The following is a 17,631-nucleotide window of genomic DNA, read 5'->3' as shown; positions in this document are numbered from 1 at the left end:
GAGCTCTTCTCGGCGCCCTCCAAGAGGATCATCCGACGAACCGTCAATCCGTCCGCGCAGAGGACGAAACCGCACCCGGGAACGTGCTCCAGGTCGGGGCCGGGCGCGGGACCGTACTCCCAGGGGCCGTACGGCCCTCTCCGCTCCCACCGCGCATCGGCCGACGAGGAGGGGGCGCGCCACGGCGTTCGCGACCGTGGACGTACGCCCGTGCCCGGTGCCGGCTCAGGCGGAGTCGGGACGGGGGCCGGCGAGGGCCGCGAGGTGGCGTTCGGCGGCGCGGAGTTTGCGGCCGTCCGGGCCCGGGAGGTGGGCGCGCAGTTCGATGATCTCCGGGGCGATCCGGAGGGCCTCGGCACGGTCCCGGATCGCCCGCCAGCAGGCCTCGGCGTTGGTCGCCGCGTGCTGGGTCTCCGGGTGCTCGGCGCCCTGGGTGCGGAGCAGGGAGAGGGCGACCTCGCGGTAGATGTCCGCCGCCTCGGCGGTCCGCCCGGCGAGGCGTGAGACGTGCGCGCGGACCTGACGGACCTGGAGCACCGGGGCGGAGACCGGGCCGTGCTCGGCGATCGCCTCCAGTTCGAGGGCGAAGGCCAGGTCGATGGCGGCGGCGTGGTCGCCCGCGTCGGCGCTGCGGACGATCCGGCCGATCACCTCGCGGTAGTCGGCGCGGGGCTCGGCGGCTTCCGGGGCGGCCTCCGCGGCGGGGGCAGGGGCGGCCGGTTCAGCCGGTTCGGCCTGCTGAACCGCCTCGGCGGGCGCCGGCTCGACGGGCGTCGGCTCGACGACCGGCTCTGGGGCCGGCTCTGGGGCCGGCGGCTGCCACGCGTCGGGCTTCCGCAGGTCGACCGGGCGCGGCGGGAGCGGCGGGGTGGGCGGTACTCCGGGCTTGCGCAGGCTCACCGGGCCGTCCGAGGGCTGCGCCGCGGCGGCGGGCTTGTCCAGGGTGACGGCCGGGCGGGGCTGCGGCACGGCGTCCGTCGGCACCGCGTCCTGCGGGACCGCGTCGCGCGGCGGCTCGCTCCACGGCCGGTCCTCCGGCCAGGCGGTGTCGTCCTGGGCGGGGGCAGGGCGGGGCAGCACGGCGGCCGGGCTCGGCCCCTCGTACGGGACGGCGTCGGCGAACGGGCCGTCCCCGCGCCGGGCGGTGTTGCGGAACACCGGCCGGTCCGGCGCGTGCGTGCTGAGCACGATCACGTCGGGGCGGAGCACCGAGTACACCTGCTGGCGCAGCTGTTCGGGGGCCAGAACCGCCTCGGCGCCCGGGCGGCCGCCGTGCAGGGCCTCGATCAGCGCCCGGGTGAAGGTGCCGATCTGCTCCGGGTCCGGGCTGATCGCCGCCCACAGCGGCAGGCCTTCGCCGAGCGGCGAGGCGGTGCCCTGGAGCAGCGGCCAGGCGTTCTGGTCGGCGCTCAGGTCGGCGATCACCAGGGTCTGCCAGTCCGCCGGACGGTGCCGCAGTTCACCGGCGATCGCCTGCCAGGCGAGGCCGTCCTGACGGATGCTGCCGGGCTTGGAGTCCCGCAGGGTGAGGTGGAGTTGGCCGCCGCGCTTGTCGGCGAGCAGATGGCCGCCGAGGTGGACGAGCAGCGGTCCGGGGTGACGGGCGGCGGCGCGCAGGTGGGCGAGGACGGTGTGCGGATCGCTGGCGCCGGGCAGGTGGACGGCGTCGACGGCGTCGGCGGCGAGCAGCACCTGCGGGGAGACGGCGGCGAGCATCGCGGACAGCACCGGCGCCTGCGCCGGTCCGCCTCGGCCCCAGGTGCGGCGGCCGGAGGTGCCGTAGCCGCCCTCGACCACCAGGATCCGCCCGCGCGGCCCGCCACCCAGGCCGCCGATGCCGGGCAGGCCGTGTGCGGGGGTGGCCCCGGGAGCGGCTCCGGGAGCGGTGAACGGCGGCGGCGGGAGGACGGCCGGTCCGGCGGGCGGACCGCCCATCGCGGGCATGCCGGTGACGGTCCATCCGGTGGACGGCGCGGGCGGCCCGGGCACCGGCCCGGGGGCGGGCGGCTCGTACAGGGCGGCCGGGCCGGGCGGGTGCTCCTCGTGGGCGTCCCGGGGACCCGCGTCCGGTACGGGTTCGGGACCTCCGGGGACCACCTTCGTCTCCGCCATCTCCAGGTCACCGCCCCGCCCCGCCGCCCAGCGGCGTCTGCTGCCTCGAACCCCGCGTGGTGCCTGTCACCACACCGGTGTTCGCCACCCTACGAGATCCCGCCACACCCGATCCAGGCCGGGTCTCACTCCCCCGGCCCACCCTGGCCCGCCACCCCGTCAACCGCCCGGAACACAGCCCCAACAGACAGCCCGACCGGGCAGGCCCACAACCCTCCGACGGAGTGGGAAGTCGGCCACACCGACTTCCCACTCCAACCCAACGCCCCGACAGACCCGTCCCAGCCCCCGCCGGGCCGAGCCGGAAGCCAGGCCAGGCCGGAGGGAAGGCGCCTGTGGGCCTGCGGAGTGGGAAGTCGGCCGAACCGACTTCCCACTCCAACCCAACGCCCCGACAGGCCCGTCCCAGCCCCGGCCGGGCCGAGGCCAGGCCAGGCGGGGCCAGGACCCGGGCAAGGCCACGCGAGCCAAGGCGGACCAGGCCGAGCCAGGCCGGGCGGGCCGAGGGCGGGGCCAAGCCGGGCGGGTCGCGGCAGGGCAGCCCGAGGGCAGGCCAGGCGAGACCGGGCCGAGCCAGGGCGGACGGGGGCGGGGCGGATCGGCCCGAGACCGAGGCCGGGCGGGCCAGGCCAGGCAGGGCAGGGCCGGGCGCAGCGACACCGGGGCCGCGCAGACCAGGCCAGGCCGGAGGGAAGACGCCTGTGAGCCTGCGAAGTGGAAAGCCAGCCACACCGACTTCCCACTCCAACCCAACACCCCGACAGACCCGGGCCGCGCCGAGCCTGGCCGGCGAGGCCGCGCGAGTCGAGACCAGGCCAAGCGGGGTCAGGACTCAGGCGAGGCCACGCGGGCCAAGGCGGACCAGGCCGAGCCGAGGCGGATGGGGGCAGGGCGGATCGGCCCGAGACCGAGGCCGGGCGGGTCGCGGCAGCACAGCCCGAGGGCAGGCCAGGCGAGACCGGGCCGAGCCAGGGCGCACGGGGGCGGGGCGGATCGGCCCGAGACCGAGGCCGGGCGGGCCAGGCCAGGCAGGGCAGGGCCGGGCGCAGCGGCACCGGGGCCGCGCAGACCAGGCCAGGCCGGAGGGAATACGCCTGTGAGCCTGCGAAGTGGAAAGCCGGCCACATCGACTTCCCACTCCAACCCAACACCCCGACAGACCCGGGCCGCGCCGAGCCTGGCCGGCGAGGCCGCGCGAGTCGAGACCAGGCCAAGCGGGGTCAGGACTCAGGCGAGGCCACGCGGGCCAAGGCGGATCGGGCCGAGCCGAGGCGGATGGGGGCAGGGCGGATCGGCCCGAGGCCGAGGCCGGGCGGCCCAGGCCGGGCAGGGCGGCCTCGGCCGGGCAGAGCGGCCTCGGCCGGGCAGAGCCGAGCCGGGCCGGGGCCGGGCGGGCCAGGCCAGGCCAGGCCGAGCAGAGCCGAGCCGAGCAGGGCCAGGCCAGGCCAGGCCGAGCAGGGCCGGGCAGGCGAGGAAGCCACGCCGCCCGCCGGTCCGGCCGAAGCCTGGCGACGGCGAAGGAGAGGGCGGAACCGGAAGCCGACCGGGCCGACCTGCTGATCCGGGCCGTGGGGCGAGCGGGGCGGCGTCAGGGCGGCTGCAGGAGCGACGAGGTGGGATGTCGGCCGGGCCGTCACGTGGGCTGGCGGAGCAGGAAGTCGATCAGGCCGACTTCCTCCTTCACTGGCCGGGCTGGGGCTAGGTTCGGGTCGCGGTTCCTGCGGGAAGCGGAGGGGGCGGGCGCCACCCGGAGAAGGCCATCGGAAGTCCGGGCCGCGCGGCAGGTGGGTGCGGGAGCGGCCGGCCGGGCTTCTCGCTGAGGGCGGGCTCCGCGGGCCGCCAGGCTGCAGGCAGACAAGGAAGCCTCACACGCAAGAAGCCACCGACCCGGCCCAAGCCGGGAGGCGGCAACGGGGACCGGAGTAGAAAGTCAGCCAGGCCGACTTCCTGATCCGGACCGGGTGGGACGGGACCATGCGGCATGCAGCCACGGGCCAGGCGAAGCGGCCGCCGGAGGCAGGACGCCGCCTGCCCGGCGGGAGCCGGGCGGCGGCGGAGGGGTGGAGTAGGAAGTCGGCCGGGCCGACTTCCTACTCCACTGTCACGAGCCGGCGAGGAGGTCGCGGAGGAGGGCGACGGTGTCGGCGTCGAGGTCGCGGCCGGTGCGGCGGCTGAGGGCGTCCAGGCGGTTGACGGCGCGCAGGAGTTGGTCGCGGGCGCCGGCGGAGGCGTAGGCGTAGAAGAGGTCGCGGTGCAGCAGTTCGACGTCCGGGGCGACGGCGAGGCCGCGGAAGACGGCGGCCTCGGCGCTGCGGTGGTCGCCGTACTGGAGGCGGCGGGCGGCGAGTTCGTGGGCGGTGTCGACGATCGCGGCGATCATGTCCTGACGCTCGCTCTCCGCCCAGCCGTAGGCGGCGGGCGGTGCCTCGGCGAACGGGGCGCCGCGGACCAGGGCGAGGGCGTGCGCGAGCGCCGCGTCGGCGGTGGCGCTGGTGCTGCGCATGCCGCGCCGGTAGAGGCTGCGGAACTCGTCCCAGTCGCAGGTGACGGCGGGCGCGAAGGTGTAGCCCTCGGTCCGGTCGGCGGCCAGGAACGGCCGGCCGTCCGGGGCGGTGCCCAGCCAGGCGGCGAGGTCGGCGATCTTGTCGGGCAGCGGGCTGCGGGCGTCGGCGGTGGTGGGGTGCGGGTCGAGGTGGGCCGCGCCGGGGTGCAGGTCGTGGTCGAGGGCGACGTGGTCGGCGCCGGGGCGCAGGGCCAGGTAGGCGGCGAGTTCGGTGAGCCGGACGACCGCGCCCGGTTCGGCGCTGCCGCCGGTGCCGGCCACGTCGACCGGGCCGAGCAGGCGGATCCGGGGGGTGGCCCGGGTGGCGTGCGCCTCCGGGGAGCGGAGGATGGCGAGCAGGTCGTCGCTGTCGCTGCGCCCGGAGGTGGTGCGGGCGACCGGGGCGGACGCGGCCGGGCCGGGCTCGGGGCGGGCGGGGACGCGCGGGTCGGCGGCCGTGGGCGCGGGGGCCGGGTCGTGCGTCGGCACGGGTTCGGGCACCGGCACCGGCACCGGGACGGCGGCGGGGGTCGGGACGGGCGCGGGGATGGCCGCCGGGACGGGCGCGGCGTCGAGGGCGGGGACCTCCTCGGGCGCGACCGGGGCCACCGGGGCGACCGGGGCCACCGGCTGGACGGGCGCGACGGGACCCGGCAGGCCGAGGTTCTGCGTCGTCTCGTCCCCGTCGAAGCCCTCGGCCCCAGCACCCCCGGTGCCCCCGCCGGAACCGTCCGCCGGGGGCGCGACCGGCACCGGGAACGCGGCGGCCGGGCCCGTCGGGGCGGCGGAGGCGGAGGCGGAGGCGGAGACGGGGCCGGGGCCGGGGCCGGGGCCGGGGACCGAGGAGCCGGCCTGGCGGCCGAGCCCGTTGATCAGGTGCCGCGGCGCCGGCAGCGCGGCCGGCCCGGCGCTGCCGGGCAGCGGCGCCGCCGGGTCGGTGCCGGCGAACGGGCTGGCGCCCGTGCCGATCACCCGGGCCAGCAGGCGCGGCCCCGCGGCCCCCGCCCCCGCGTCGGCCTCGCCGTCCGCGTCGTCCCCGTCGTCCGGCCCGCCGAGGGCGGCGTCCAGCGCGGCGAGCGAGAAGCCCGCCGGGCCGTCCCCGCCCGGGCCTGCGGCGGCGCCGACGGCCGCCAGCACCGGGACGGGCACCGGCAGGTCGGCCGGCTCCAGTTCCTCGCCGTCCAGGGTCCAGGCGGGCGCGGGGTGCTGGGTGTCGTCGTCGGCGGTCCGGAGCAGCTCGGTGACCTGCTCGTACTGGCCGGTGGTCAGCCGCTGGAGCTCCAGGGTGAGGTGCAGGCCGGGGATGGTGGCCTGGCCGGTGGCCGGGAGGGTCCAGCGGGCGACCGGGCCGGTGCCGCGCTCGGGGGCGCGGGTGACCACGGCGACGCAGGTGCGCGGACGGGCGTCGAGCAGCCGGCCCAGCTCGGCCGGGACCTCGCCGCCGGGCTGGTGGGCGCAGAGCACGATCTCGGGGACCCAGGACTCGTCGGCCAGGCCGCGGCTGCGGGCGTCCCGGGGGCTGGCGGCCTCGGCCGCGACCAGGGTCGCGCGGGCCTTGGCGGTGCGCGGGCCGAGCGCGGCGAGCGCGGCCTCCAGGGTGGTGTGGCGGTGGATCCGCTCGGCGGCGGGGCCGCTGATCGGCACCTCCTCGGCGAGGTCGACCAGGTGCAGGTGGAGGCGGTCGGCGAGCGGGCTGTGGGCGAGTTCGAGGGCGAGGGTGCGCAGCACGTCGCGGGCGTCGTCCGGGTGGCCGGACAGGTGCAGCAGCCGGACGGTCTCCAGGTCGGCGAGGACCACCGAGCCGTCGGCGGCGGAGCCGAGGGTGACCAGCGCCGGGTAGGGGGCGGCGGTCTTGCGGGCCTGGGACGGGGAGAGCAGGCCGTCGGAGTCGGCGGCGCACCACCAGATGTTGGGCGCGTGGGCGGCACGGAACGGCGCGATGGGGGCCACCGCGCCGGAGAGGTGGAGTTCGACGGTGCGGCCGGGGGTGATCCGGGCGGCGACGATCGCGGGCAGCCGCTTGCCGCCGCGCACGGTGTTGCGGGCCATGCTGCGCAGGGCGCGGTCGAGCAGGTCGAGGCCGGCGTCGTCCTGGCGGGCCCTCAGCTCGGCCTCGAAGGCGGCGGCCGGGGCGGCGGGCAGGGCGATCCGCTGCCGGGGGCGGCGGGCGCGCTGCTGGCCGCCGCGCTTGCGGGCGACGGTGCCGACCATGATCGCGGCGAGCAGGACGCCGACGGTGGACGCGGCGAGGGCAACGGTGTAGTCGTCGTCCGGGGCCTGCTCGGCGTGGGCGGCGGGCGCCTGGGGGTCGGCCTGCGGCGCGGACGGCTGGGCGGGCGCCGGGGCCTGCGCGGGCGCGGACGGCTGCGCGGGGGCGGGCGCCTCGGCGGCGGGCGCCGACGGTGCCTGGGTGTTCGGCGCGGGCGGCGGCGGGGTCGGCGCGGGCGCGGGCGACTGCTCGGGGGCGGGCGCGGGCGCCGGGGCCGGGGCGGGCGCGGCCGCCCCGGGCAGGGTGAGCACCAGGCCGGGCGCGACGACGTCCGGGTCGGTGAGCCGCTCGCCGTCCGGCGCCTGGGCGCCCTTGTTGGCCTCGAACAGCTGGGGCCACGCCTCGGCGTCCCCCATCGCCCGCTCGGCGATGGCCGACAGACTGTCGCCCTCCTTGACCGTGACGCTCCCGCCGCCCTGGGCCGCGCCGCCGGCGGTACCGGCCTGCGGCGTCCCGGCCGGGGCGGGCGTGGCGGGCGCGGCGGGCGCGGCGGGCGCGGCGGCCTTGGCCTCGTCGGGCTTGGCGTCGGCCGGCATCAGCAGGTTCCAGCCGGGGTGGATCGGACGCTCCGCGTCGAAGCGGTTGCCCGAGTCGTCCATCACCCGGCCCTCGTTGAGCTTGGCGATCTCCGTCCACCGCTCACCGGAGCCCAGTTGGCGCTCGGCGATGGACCAGAGGCTGTCGGCGGGCCGGCTGTCGCGCACCGTGTAGGAGGCCTGCGACTCGGCGGCGGGTGCGAGCGACGGCGCGGCCTGCGCGGCGGGCAGCGCGACCCGCTGCGCGCCGGCCGTCACCTGGGCGGTCGCGGCGGTGGCCGTCTGGGGGTGCTCGGCGGTGGCGGCGAAGGCCCCGCCCGCCACCGGCAGCAGCGCGATGACCGCGCCGACCAGGCCGGCCGCGGCCCGCTGGCTCCAGCCGAAGGCCGGGATCCGCCGGGCCACCCGGCCGCGCAGCTGCGCCGGGATCTCCAGCAGCACGGAGAGCGCGAAGCAGGCCCAGCCGGCCCAGCCGACCACCACCAGCAGCCACAGGAACAGCCGCCCGTCGTCGGGGCTGGTCAGCAGCGCGCCGAGGCCGTCGGGGGCGAGTTCGCCCATGTCGGCCACCGCCGCGGTGCCGTACAGCAGCAGCGCCGGCAGGCCGACGAGCAGGCCGAGCAGGGTGATCAGGGCCGCGAGCGCGCCGAGCACGGCGCCGCCCCGGCCACCTCTGCCACCCCGGCCGCCGCCGGCCCGGTGGGAGGGCTGCGGCGCCGGCCGCCGGCCGGACGCGGGGGTGGTGGTGGGCACACCCCGGGCCGGACGCCCGGCACGGGTCTGGTCCTTGACGCGTGGCGCGGCCATCAGTCGGTCTCCGCTTCCTTGACTCCGTGGACGAGGGTGGCGCTCCCCTTGCCCGTGACCTTCCGCTTCGCGAGGTCGCCCAGCATGACGGGGCGGAACTCGGCCTCCACCGTGATCGTGACGGTGGCCCCGTCGGGCGAGAACTCCACCCGGCCGGTGCTCAGGCCGAACAGCTTGAGGTAGCTGTTGGCCGCCTCCTCGACGTACGCCCGCTTCACCTTGTACCCCTCGCCCCGCAACAGGGCTGCCTCGTCCAGTTGCTGACCGCCCACCCGGGCGGCCTCCTGGGCGTAGCCGTCGACCCGCTCCGCCAGCCGCAGCTTGCCGCCGGCGTCGATGACCAGCGCGATGACCAGCACCACGTAGCCCGCGCACATGGCGACGAAGATCGACAGCGCGCCCCGGTCGGTGCGCCCGCCGAACGGCCCGCCGAGCCTGGTGCGGCGCAGCCGCCGCACCGCGCGTCCGCGTGCCATGGCGTTCCCTCCCCACCGCTCCGTCCGCCCTCCCCCGGGCTCCCTCCGCATGCGTCTCCCCCGCCCGACGGCTCCCCAATCCCCGTCCGGCCCGCTCGTCCTCACAACACCGTCACCACCCGTACCACGACCTGACACACCATCATCATGCCCGCCGCTCACTGACCGCGGTACCGGTCGACCACCGAGACGAACCGCCCGGTGAGGGTCTTCGTGAGCGGCACGTCCGGCCCGCCGACCAGGTCCCCCAGACCGACCTCGCACCGCACCGTCACCTCGACCGTCGCCAACGTCACCCCGTGGCTGACCAGTTCACCGTGCACGACCGCCGCCTTGTCCTTGTTCCGGCAGTGCACGCCCTCCTGTGCCAGGGCGTGCTCGGCGGCGGCCTTCGCGGCATCGTCCATCCCGTCCACGCTGCGCGCCAGTGACGCCGTCCGGGCGGCGGACCGGGCCGCCGCCTCCACCGAGCCGCCGGCGGTCTGCACCCGGCCCGCCGCGACCGCGACCAGGATCAGCGCGACCACGGCGGGCGCGACGATCGCCGCCTCGATCGCGGCGCTGCCGCCGTCGCGCCCGCGCGCCGACCGGGCGGGGCGGCGCGCGGCGAACCGCCGCACCCACCCGGCCGGCCCGCTCACCGGTGCGCTCACGGGCCCACCACCACCGGCGGGACGAACCGCTCGCGCGGGGCCTCGGCGAACTGGGTGACGGTCGGCCGCTTGATGAACGGCACGATCAGCGGCGCCTCCACCTCCACGGTCACCCGGATCAGCACCGGTGAACTGCCGTCCGTGACCACCCGGTGCTCCGCGCTCCCCTGCCGCCGGAGGAAGTCCTCCGCCTGCCGGCGCGCGGCCTCGTTCTTCTGCTCGTCGCTCCGGCTCCCCTGCATCCGCCCCGCGTCGACGCCCTCGCGGGCAGCGGTCAGCGCGAGTTGGCGGTGGTACCACCACAGCCCGGTCTGGGCGACGGCCAGGACCAGGAGCAGGACGACCGGGAAGACGATGGCCAGGCTCAGGCTCATCGACCCCCGGTCGCAGCGGCGGAGGCGACGACGACGGGTCACTTGGGGCCGTTCTCCCCGTGGTAGTCCGGGTCCTCGTTGACCTTGTCGACGACCTTGTCCTTGAGGCCGACCAGCGCGAACGTCACCAGGCCCGCGATGAACACCAGCGCGATGACGGCGAGCGCGAGTTCGATGCTGATGGCGCCCTTGTCGCCGCGCGCCCGGGCGGCCTTGGCCCGGCCCATCCGGAAGTGGAACAGCATCACGGCGAACTGGAGCGGCAGCAGGGTCGCGCCGACCAATCGGCCGGCGATTGTCTTGAGGTGGGCGTTCATCAGGTGCTCCCGAGGGGGTGAGGTGTGGTGACGGAGGCGCTGACCTCCGTGCGGTGCGGTTCAGTTGAGCATCTTGTAGAGCGCGGGGTAAATGATCAAGACGGTCATCAGCATGGTCAGCGCGGAGCCCGGCGCGACCATCCGCTCGCTGTCGGCGTTGGCCCGGGCGAGGTCCTCGGCCATCAACTCACCGCGCAGGCCCTTGGCGCGGGCCCGCAGCGTGTCGTAGACGGCCGCGCCGTCGGTGCCGGAGATCCGCATGATGTCGGCCAGGTCCTGGAGCGGGATCAGGCCCAGCTCCACGGCCAGCGCCTCCAGTCCGGCCCACGGCGGCAGCCGGTCGGTGGCCGCCCGGTCCAGCGCGTCACGGATCCGGCGGAACACCGCGCCGCGCCCGACCGCGGCGGCCCGGCGCAAGGCCTCCGCCGGACCGAGGTCGGCGGCCCGCTCCATCGCGACCAGCTCCAGGTAGGCGGCGATGCCGTGCAGGTACTCGACCCGCGCCTCCTTGGCCTCGCCGCGCACGATCGCGTCCGGCACGAACCAGAGCATGGCGGCCAGCAGCGGCCCGACCACCAGCGGCAGCGCGAACGGAAGGTCCACGTCCAGCAGCAGCGCCGCCACCAGCAGGTACGGCGGCAGCACCAGGCCGAGCAGGGCGAACAGCAGCTTGTGCGCCATGAACCGGGCCGGGGTGCGGCCGATCAGGGCGAGTTCCCGCTCGGGGACGCGCACCCCGCGCAGGGTGACGGAGCGCTCGCCGATCCGGTCGAACCAGCGCGGCCGCTCGTCCGGGTCGGGGGTGCGCTCGGCCGGGGTGCGGTGCAGCCGGTCCAGCGCCTGGCCCAGGTCGGGCGGCGCGGGCCGGAGTTCGGCGATCAGCATGGCGACGCCGCCGGCCGCCACCGAACCGGCCAGTACGGCCCACGGCGAGATCATCGCGCCTCCCCGAACAGTCGTGCGCCGCCCTCGGTCCCGGTCGCGGAGCCGGGTTCGGCCCCCGCGTCCGCACCCTCCGCACCTTCCGCGCCCTCCGCACCGGGCCGGCGGCGGCGCAGCGCCCGGCCGGGACGGCTGCGCCGGTCCATCTCCAGCAGCCGCGGCACCGGCGGGTACGAGGCCAGCGCCCGCATCCAGGCGATCACGCCGACGAACAGCGCGCAGACCACGCCGAGCACGATCTGCCCGAGCACCGTGCCGTACGGGCGGGTGTACTCGGTGTTGAACGAGCCCACCACCACGACCAGCAGGATGATGCCGACCAGCCAGCGGATGGTGGTGCGGTGCTTGGCCCGGTCGGCCTCGATGGTGCGCCGCTGGCGGACCTCCTCGCGCACCGACTCCGCCATGTCGGACAGCGCCCGGGCCAGGCCCGGACCGCTGTCCCCGGCCCGCAGCAGCAGCGCGGCGAGCACCTTGTCGGAGGTGGCGTCCGCCATGCTGTCGGCGAACAGCCGCAGCGCCTCCTCCGGCCGCCAGCGGGCCTGGAGCCGGGCGGCCAGCTCGCCGACCTCGGCCTCGATCGCGGCGGGCGCGGTGCGCCGGCTGGTGACGATGGCCTGGTTGAGGCCGACGCCGAGCAGCAGCACGTCGGCGATCCGCTGGGTCCACTCGGAGAGCGCCTCCAGCCGCTCGATCCGGTCGGTGTCCGAGCGGGTGGCGTCGAACAGCCAGGGCAGGCCGAACACCGCCAGCGGCACCAGCAGCACGGTCAGCGGGATGCCGGTGAACAGCCAGCCGAGCGGCGCCCCGATGAGCGCGATCGGCAGCTGGATGCGGCGCAGCCGCGCCACCCGGTGCGAGGCGGTGCCGGGCGCGCCGTACCAGAACACGTGCAGCCGGGAGGCCAGCGGGTTGAGCGCCTCCGGCTCCTCGGCGCCCTCCGGGAGGGGCTCGCTGCCGCGCGCCCAGATCACCAGGGCGACCAGCCCGGCCGCGACGGCCAGGCCGCACAGGACGAAGAGCGGCATCATCGGGCGCCACCGCCGATCCGGAGCTGGAGCGGTGCGGCCCAACTGCCGTACCGGGAGCCGAGCAGCGCGGCGTCGAAGCCGGCCCGGCGCAGGTCGTCCAGGCACTGCGGCGGGGTGTGCGGGACGGCGCGCGGCTCGCCGAGGTCGGGGCGCGGCCCGAACACGGTGTTCAGCGCGGGCCGGCCGCTCTCCCCGAGGCCGGTGACCTCCAGGACGTGCGAGACGAAGCGGTGCCGGCGCCCGCCGACGGCCGTCTCGTCCACCATCGCCACGTGCACGATGAGGTCGACCGCGTTGGCGGTGAGCCGGTAGGCGAGCGCGTCGGTCATGTGCGAGCCGTACTCCAGGCAGAGTTCCGCGATCCGGTCGACGACCATGTGCGGCCCGCGCGCGTGCAGGGTGCACATCGAACCGCCCTCGCCGTTGGTCATGACGCGCAGCATCGGGACGACCTCGCCGGAGCGGACCTCGCCGACGATGATCCGCGAGAGCGTCATCCGCAGCGCGGCCGGGATGAGGTCGCCGATGGTCAGTTCGCCCGCCGAACGGCCGTCCACCCGTTCGCCGTTGCCCTCGCGGGCCTCCATCGGGACGACCTGGCGCAGATGGCCGAGGGTGTGCAGCCAGAGCTCGAACTCCGACTCCAGGGTGCCGATCCGCTCGTCCGGCGGGATCTCGGCGGCCATCGCGCGCAGCAGGCTGGTCTTGCCGACGCCCTGGGTGCCGGTGATCATCACGTTCTTCCGGGCCCGGATGGCCGAGGCCAGGAAGGCGGCGAGGGTGGTGTCCAGGGTGCCGAGCCGGACCATCTCGGGCAGCGTCGCCGAGGCCACCCGGTGCCGGCGGATCGCCACGTAGGGGCGGGGGGTGACCTCGGTGAGCGCCTGGAGGCGCATGCCGCCCTCCAGGCGCAGGGCGAGGGTGGGGCTGGCGGTGGACAGGGTGCGCTCGCCGCCGCCGTGCTGGCGGGCGAGGTCCTGGAGCAGCTCGACGAGTTCGGCGTCGCTGTCGGCGACCGGCGGGACCTGGCGCAGCGGCTGGTGGACCCGGGAGACCCAGACGTCGTCGCAGCCGTTGATCAGGATGTTCTCGATCTCCGGGTCGTCGAGGTAGGGCTGGAGCCGGCCGGCCCGGAACAGCAGGTCGAAGACGGCCTCGGCGAGCGCGCGGTCCTGGTCCCGGGTCGGCGGGATGCCGTGGGTCTGCGCGTAGGCGTCGGACCAGCGGGCCACGGCCTCCTCGATCAGCGCGCGCCCGCGCTGGCGGCGGGTGGCGCGGTCCGGCTCGGTGCCGGAGCCGGCGGTCAGCCGGGTGATCTGCTGGTGCAGTTCGGCGGCGACCTGGCGCTTGAGCTCGCGGGCGACCTGCGGGTCGACGGCCGGGCGGGTGCCGGCGCCGCGCAGGTCGAGCGAGGGCAGCTGGGAGGGGACGGCGGTGGGCACGGCGGACGCGGCCGACGCGGCGGGCGCGGCCGATGCGGCGGGCGCGGCGGGCGCGGCCGGGGGGTGGGCCGCCTGCGGCTGCGGCGGCGGCTGGTCGGCCGGGGTGACCCGGCCGGGGGCCACCGGGTGGACGGGGCCTGGCAGCGGCGTCGTCCAGGGCAGCGCGGCCGGGTCAATCGCGGGCTGCTGGTGCAGCGGGCTACCGCGCACGGAGCACCTCCCCGTCGACGGGCTCGTGGTGGGGCTGGGCGTACGGGTAGGGCTGCGGCTGCCCCGGCTGTCCCGGGTGTCCTGGGTGTCCCGGGTGCCCCGGCTGCCCCGGGTACGGCTGGGGCTGGGCGCCGTGCCCGGGGAACGGCGCGGGGGCGGCCGGCTGCGGCGCCAGCCCGGCGAGCGGCGCCACCGGGCCGGTGGTGATCACCGGCGGCACCGGGCCGTACGGCTGCTGGTGGTGCGCGCCCCCGTACGGCGGCGCGGGCTGGGCCGGCTGGACGGGCTGCCCCGGCTGCCCCACCGGTCCGGGCTGCGGAACGGCGCCCGGCGCGGGGCGCGCGTAGTCGTACCCGGCCGGGCCGGGCTGCGGTCCGAACTGCGGTCCGGGCTGGGCGACCGGACCGACCGGGCCGACCGGCCCCGGTGCGGGGGCCGGCCGGGGAGCCTGGGCCGGAGCGAGCTGGGCGGGCTGCGCCGGAGCGGGCGCGAGCCGCTGGCGCCGCCGGCGCACCGCCAACTGGATCTCGTCCGCCGCCGAGCGCGCCGTCCGCATCAGCTCCGAGCGGACGAACCGCCGGTCCGTGACGTCCCCGCCGTCCGACAGCACCTTGGCCGTGCGCGTCGCGTGCGGCAGCAGCCCGAGCACCGGCAGCCCGAACTCGCGGGACACCTCCGCCCCCGAGTACGGCCCCTCGGCGATCAGCAGCAGGCCCAGCGTGTCCGAGCCGGTGCCGGCCGTGGCGAGGTCCTCGGCGAGCGCGGTCAGCCGGGGCCGGACGGCGCTCAGCCCGCGCAGGGTGGTGCGCACGGTGGCGGCCACCACGTCGGCCCGGCGGGCCAGCACCGCGCTGGTGCCGGACGCGCCGGAGCGGCCGAGGTCGAGTATGACGTCGTACCCCTGCGGCTCCAGCCCGCGCAGCACCTCCATCAGCGGCTCCCAGGTGTAGGCGAGACCGGGGGCCTGGGTGGGGTCGGTGAGGCCGGGCAGCAGCAGCCGTTCGGCGTTGCCCTCCGGCGAGATGTCGATCAGCTGCTCCCAGAGGGCCTGGGCGAGCAGCCCGCGCCGGTCGGCCACCGCGAGGTTGCGCAGCCCGTAGACCGCCTCGACCCGGCCCTCCAGGGCACCGGCCAGCACGGCGCCGCCGTCCGGGTCGCACTCGACGAGCAGGACGCGGCGGCCGGGCTGCAGCGGCCAGGCCAGCAGCAGCGCCAGCGCCGTCGTGGTCGCGCCGGGCGCCCCCGGAGCGCCGACCACCGCGATCACGGCCATGTCAGTTCCCACCCGCCCCGGCCGGGGCCCCGGGCGTCGCGGGCCGCCCGGCGGCCGGGGTCCCGGCGGGGGCGCCTGCGGCCGGTGCCCCAGCGGCGGCCGACGGCGTGCCGGTGGCGGGTGCGCCGGTGGCCGGGGCACCCGCGGCCGGAGCCCCGGTCGCGGTCGGAGCCCCGGTCGCGGCGGGTGCGCCGCCGGCGGGTGCGCCGGCCGCCGCGCGCGGCGCCACCACCACCTGGATCCGCCCGGTGGCGACCCAGGCGGCGAGCCTGCCGGCCTCCGCCTGGTCGACGACGACGTCGAAGACCTGGCTGCCGTCGGTGTCCACCCGGCCCACCGTGTAGACGGTGGCGGCGAGCGTCTCGGCCCGCGCGCTGTCCGGGGTGTAGACGACGATCACCGGCTGGCCCGCCTGGAGCCGGGTGGCCGGCAGCTGGGTGCGCCGGGCCGAGACGCCGACCAGCAGCTGCCCGGGGTTGAGGACGAGCGACTGCGCGAGGTCGGACTTGGTGAGCAGCCCGCCCCGGTGGAGGTCGGTGGTGGCCCGCATCCCGACCGCCTTGGCCCGGTCGGCGGCGTCCAGCGGCTTGAGCGCCGGGTCGGTCGCGATCCGCACGACCACCAGGTCGGCCTCGGTCAGCACCTGACCCCACGGCACGTCCCGGGCCAGCGCCAGCACCGCGACCCGCTGGCCGGTGCTGTTGTACAGCACCGCGCCGCCCAGCCCGCCGGCGGCTATCAGGGCCACCGCCATCGCCAGCACGGCGGGACGCCGGCGCCGCGCACCGAGCGTCCGCCCGGGGCTGCGCGGCGCCCCGCGCCGCGACTCCGGCACGGCCGCCGGGGCGGACGCGGCAGTGGCCGCGGTCGCCGTGGCAGCCGTGCCGGGGCCGGGCGTGGCAACTGTACGGTTCTCCACCGGGTTTCGGCCTTCCTCGCGTTCGTTCGTCGGGGTTGCTGTGCGTGCCGCCGTGTCCGGCGGACTAGTTGAGGACCTGGACCTCGGCGACGCGGAACTCGAAGTCCTCGATGACCGGGATCTCGATCGGATCGATCCTGGTGCCGTCGGACACCGTGACGTCACCGAACCACTGTGCTCTGACCTTGCCGAAGAACTTGCCGTCCTTCCTGGTGCCCGAGCCGGTCTTGAAGACGTGGCCGCAGGTGGGCGACGGGCTCGCGCCGAACTTGGGGTCGTACGGCGTACCGGCGCCTTCGCAGGTGACGCTCGTGCCGTCCCCGAACTCCCACTTCACCCACGCCAGGCGGGGAGTGACGGTGACGGTGATGGTGTTGCCCTGGGCCTTTCCCGGTGCGGGCGGCTGAGCGTCCCGAAGCCAGAGCCAGACCGGCGCACCCACCACGGAACTGCCCTCGGGGGCGACACCCGGTTTGGTGTCCGGGAAGTCGACCTGGGCCCTGGCCTTGACGGCGAGAGCCTGCGGGTTGTCCGGCGGTGGCCCGGCGGGCGGCGTGGCGAAATACTCCAGCGGTGCCGGGGTCACGGCGCCGTCCGACCCGATGCAGGTAGGGCTGTAGACCACTCCGTCGCCGGGTGTACGCCCGCCCCACAGCGGGTCGCCGGCCGGCGGCTGCGGCTTGGCCGGACGGAAGTAGCAGCCCCTGGAAGCGCTGAACCACCCCAGTTCGGGGTCGTTGCAGGCGAACTCCTGGTCGTTGAAGGTGCAGACCTGCGGCCCGCTGGAACTGCCGCCCGACCCGCCGCCGGTGCCCCCGCCGCCGGAGGTCGGCTTGGTGCCGGGCTCCTCCGTATCCGCGCAGATGGCCTTCACCTCGCACTGGGTGGCACCCCCCGTGGGGGCCGGTTCCGCCGCCGCCACGGGCCCCGCCGGTGCCAGGAGTAATCCGGCGAACAACGGCGCGCCGATCACCAGTCGCCGTGCCGGTTTCAGCATGTGCGTCCCACCTCCCGCTTGAACTCGTTGATCAGCCAACGCGTCTCGAACTGTCGCAGGGAAACGGTCGCCACGTACCGGGTGGCCCGGTCGGGCGGGTCCTTCACCGTGAGGGTGGCGGCGTCCGCCTGGTGCCACCCGGAGACATCCAGGCAGTCCTCGATCACGGCGGTGTTCGGATCGGCCGTCAGATCGACCGACTTCACCACCGGGGAACTCCGCGGTTTACCCGTCATCACCAGTTTGGCTTCGTGGAGTTGCTTCAGATTGACCAGCGCGTCGGTCAGCGCCTTCCCGGAGGCGAAGGTCTGGAATCGGGAACCGTCCGAATCCGCCCGCCCGTACGCCTCCGCCTGGGCCTGCCACCAGTCCTGATACGTACTCAGGGCATCCCGGGCAGCCGCGCCTTCAGGTCCATCGGTCGGCGCATTCCCGACGTTTGCCGAACCACCCGAAGGAGGGACCGCCGTCACCCCCGCGACCGTGGGCGCGCTCGTCCCCAGGCGATCGGTGGAACCACCGGACCCGCCGCTCGCGCAGCCGCCCAGCAGCAACGCCGGAATCAGCACTCCGACCCCAACCGCCCCAGGGCGCAACACATTTCCGCGCTGCCGCATCGCCCCACCTCGTCGCAGCCGGCCCCGGGTGTGGACCGGGGTCGCCAGAAGAATTCCGCCGTCCCGCCGGCGTTTCCCCGCGAGCATCGATTCTTCGCCAAACCGGGCCTTCAC

At 76.9% G+C, this 17,631-nt stretch carries 13 protein-coding genes; all 13 read right to left on the bottom strand.

Annotated elements, in window-relative coordinates; all coding sequences use genetic code 11:
- Positions 1 to 225: 225 nt before the first annotated feature.
- Complete coding sequence (locus ACFZBX_RS07345) at positions 226 to 2,112, bottom strand: hypothetical protein (RefSeq protein ID WP_391531970.1); 1,887 nt, start codon at positions 2,110 to 2,112, stop codon at positions 226 to 228.
- 2,101 nt (positions 2,113 to 4,213) lie between these two features.
- Positions 4,214 to 8,266 carry a LysM peptidoglycan-binding domain-containing protein gene (locus tag ACFZBX_RS07340; RefSeq protein WP_391531969.1) on the bottom strand — a complete coding sequence of 1,351 codons (4,053 nt, stop codon included), beginning with the start codon at positions 8,264 to 8,266 and terminating at the stop codon, positions 4,214 to 4,216.
- Positions 8,266 to 8,742: a hypothetical protein gene (locus tag ACFZBX_RS07335; RefSeq protein ID WP_391531968.1), complete on the bottom strand. Its 477-nt coding sequence runs from the start codon at positions 8,740 to 8,742 to the stop codon at positions 8,266 to 8,268. The genes ACFZBX_RS07340 and ACFZBX_RS07335 overlap by 1 nt, the downstream gene beginning before the upstream one ends.
- A gap of 158 nt (positions 8,743 to 8,900) precedes the next feature.
- A complete protein-coding gene (locus tag ACFZBX_RS07330; RefSeq protein WP_391531967.1) occupies positions 8,901 to 9,395 on the bottom strand; it encodes a TadE/TadG family type IV pilus assembly protein in 495 nt (164 codons plus the stop codon).
- Positions 9,392 to 9,769 carry a TadE/TadG family type IV pilus assembly protein gene (locus ACFZBX_RS07325; RefSeq protein WP_391531966.1) on the bottom strand — a complete coding sequence of 126 codons (378 nt, stop codon included), beginning with the start codon at positions 9,767 to 9,769 and terminating at the stop codon, positions 9,392 to 9,394. The genes ACFZBX_RS07330 and ACFZBX_RS07325 overlap by 4 nt, the downstream gene beginning before the upstream one ends.
- Before the next feature lie 38 nt (positions 9,770 to 9,807).
- Positions 9,808 to 10,086, bottom strand: coding sequence for a hypothetical protein (locus ACFZBX_RS07320; protein ID WP_391531965.1), 279 nt, complete (start codon positions 10,084 to 10,086; stop codon positions 9,808 to 9,810).
- 60 nt (positions 10,087 to 10,146) lie between these two features.
- Positions 10,147 to 11,025: a type II secretion system F family protein gene (locus ACFZBX_RS07315; RefSeq protein ID WP_391531964.1), complete on the bottom strand. Its 879-nt coding sequence runs from the start codon at positions 11,023 to 11,025 to the stop codon at positions 10,147 to 10,149.
- Positions 11,022 to 12,059: a type II secretion system F family protein gene (locus ACFZBX_RS07310; protein ID WP_391531963.1), complete on the bottom strand. Its 1,038-nt coding sequence runs from the start codon at positions 12,057 to 12,059 to the stop codon at positions 11,022 to 11,024. The genes ACFZBX_RS07315 and ACFZBX_RS07310 overlap by 4 nt, the downstream gene beginning before the upstream one ends.
- Entirely contained in the window at positions 12,056 to 13,711 is a 1,656-nt protein-coding gene (locus tag ACFZBX_RS07305; protein WP_391531962.1) for a CpaF family protein, read from the bottom strand. The genes ACFZBX_RS07310 and ACFZBX_RS07305 overlap by 4 nt, the downstream gene beginning before the upstream one ends.
- Positions 13,701 to 14,984 carry a hypothetical protein gene (locus ACFZBX_RS07300; RefSeq protein WP_391531961.1) on the bottom strand — a complete coding sequence of 428 codons (1,284 nt, stop codon included), beginning with the start codon at positions 14,982 to 14,984 and terminating at the stop codon, positions 13,701 to 13,703. Before ACFZBX_RS07300 ends, ACFZBX_RS07305 begins: the two co-directional genes overlap by 11 nt.
- Position 14,985: 1 nt before the next feature.
- Entirely contained in the window at positions 14,986 to 15,903 is a 918-nt protein-coding gene (locus tag ACFZBX_RS07295) for an SAF domain-containing protein (protein WP_391531960.1), read from the bottom strand.
- A 64-nt stretch (positions 15,904 to 15,967) separates the two neighbouring features.
- A complete protein-coding gene (locus ACFZBX_RS07290) occupies positions 15,968 to 16,777 on the bottom strand; it encodes a hypothetical protein (protein WP_391531959.1) in 810 nt (269 codons plus the stop codon).
- Positions 16,778 to 16,893: 116 nt separating this feature from the next.
- Entirely contained in the window at positions 16,894 to 17,631 is a 738-nt protein-coding gene (locus ACFZBX_RS07285; RefSeq protein WP_391531958.1) for a hypothetical protein, read from the bottom strand.

This window comes from Kitasatospora sp. NPDC008115, from assembly GCF_042957205.1.
Lineage (GTDB): Bacteria > Actinomycetota > Actinomycetes > Streptomycetales > Streptomycetaceae > Kitasatospora.
Note: the sequence above shows the minus strand (reverse complement) of the source record. Positions and strands in the feature narration are given on the sequence as shown.

Excerpts from the sequence above, each read along its gene's own strand:
- ACFZBX_RS07345 (WP_391531970.1), bottom strand. The coding sequence starts at position 2,112 with ATGGCGGAGACGAAGGTGGTCCCCGGAGGTCCCGAACCCGTACCGGAC.
- ACFZBX_RS07315 (WP_391531964.1), bottom strand. The coding sequence starts at position 11,025 with ATGATCTCGCCGTGGGCCGTACTGGCCGGTTCGGTGGCGGCCGGCGGC.
- ACFZBX_RS07320 (WP_391531965.1), bottom strand. The coding sequence starts at position 10,086 with ATGAACGCCCACCTCAAGACAATCGCCGGCCGATTGGTCGGCGCGACC.
- ACFZBX_RS07300 (WP_391531961.1), bottom strand. The coding sequence starts at position 14,984 with ATGGCCGTGATCGCGGTGGTCGGCGCTCCGGGGGCGCCCGGCGCGACC.
- ACFZBX_RS07310 (WP_391531963.1), bottom strand. The coding sequence starts at position 12,059 with ATGATGCCGCTCTTCGTCCTGTGCGGCCTGGCCGTCGCGGCCGGGCTG.
- ACFZBX_RS07340 (WP_391531969.1), bottom strand. The coding sequence starts at position 8,266 with ATGGCCGCGCCACGCGTCAAGGACCAGACCCGTGCCGGGCGTCCGGCC.
- ACFZBX_RS07335 (WP_391531968.1), bottom strand. The coding sequence starts at position 8,742 with ATGGCACGCGGACGCGCGGTGCGGCGGCTGCGCCGCACCAGGCTCGGC.
- ACFZBX_RS07325 (WP_391531966.1), bottom strand. The coding sequence starts at position 9,769 with ATGAGCCTGAGCCTGGCCATCGTCTTCCCGGTCGTCCTGCTCCTGGTC.